The sequence below is a fragment of the Xanthobacter tagetidis genome (genome assembly GCF_003667445.1).
GTDB classification, from domain to species: domain Bacteria; phylum Pseudomonadota; class Alphaproteobacteria; order Rhizobiales; family Xanthobacteraceae; genus Xanthobacter; species Xanthobacter tagetidis.
Genome location: NZ_RCTF01000041.1, coordinates 1 through 963, shown reverse-complemented (window position 1 = coordinate 963; position 963 = coordinate 1). Strand labels below are relative to the sequence as shown.

The 963-nt window shown below is 72.5% G+C and carries 1 protein-coding gene; it reads right to left on the bottom strand.

Translation table 11 applies throughout. The features are described 5' to 3' along the window. Nucleotides 1-963, bottom strand: a 963-nt coding sequence (locus D9R14_RS23235) for a hypothetical protein (protein ID WP_170168715.1), incomplete at both ends; no start/stop codon positions are given.

The following is a 963-nucleotide window of genomic DNA, read 5'->3' as shown; positions in this document are numbered from 1 at the left end:
CGTGTCCTCCGCCGTGGTGCGCGCGTCGTCCGTCGCCACCGGCGCGCGGTTGGGCTGCGCCACGGTGAGGCCGACGGAGGCGCGGGTCACGTCGCCCTCCTTGTCGGTCAGCGTGAAGGTGAGCGTGCGCTCGCCCTCGGGCGGGGCGGCGTCCGAGGTGCTGTGCGCCACCTGCTCCATCAGCTGCGTCATCTGCGCGTCGGAGACCTTGGCGGCGGCCTTGAACTTGATGGTGAGGTCGGTGCCGTCCTGGCCGCTCGCGGTGACGTTGGCGACGTGGGTCGCGCCCAGAAAGACCTTGGTGCCCTGGATGCGGAACGGCCCGCTTGCCAGCGTCAGGTCGTCGCCCGCCGTCGCCCCGTCGAGATGGACGTTGAGCGATCCGCCGGAAAAGCCGGTGCCGTCCGGGTTGCGCGCCGTGACGTCGCCATCCACCAGCCGTGCGGTCAACGCCTCCTGCGGCGTGCGGACCATATGGGCGTCGAGGCCGCTCACCTGCGGCGCGTCGCGGTCGGCGGCGATCTTCAGGTTCATGCGGGCCGCGCCGGCCGTCTTCTCCGCATCCACCGCCTGGAAGGTGACGGCGCGCGCGGCGGCGCCCGGGGCGTCGGAGGTGGAGGAATAGCTCACGGAGCGCGCGAGCGCGGTGGCCGCCTGGTTGCTCACCGGTCCGCTGTCGAAGGCGACGGTGAGCGCACTGCCGGCGGCCCCGTCCGAGGTCACGGTGCCGATGCGCGTGCCCTGGTAATAGACCCCATTGCCCGCGACCGTGATGCCGTCAGCCTCCCTGATGGAGAAGCTGTCGGCCGCCGTGGCGCCGGCGATGGAGACGGTGAGCCGGCCGCCGCCGAAGCCGGTGCCGTCGGCATTGGTGAGGGTGACGTTGGGATCGAGCTGCACCGGGCCGGAATTGACCGCGGCCTCGCGCACGGTCTTCGCGGCATCGAGTCCGCCGAACGCCGG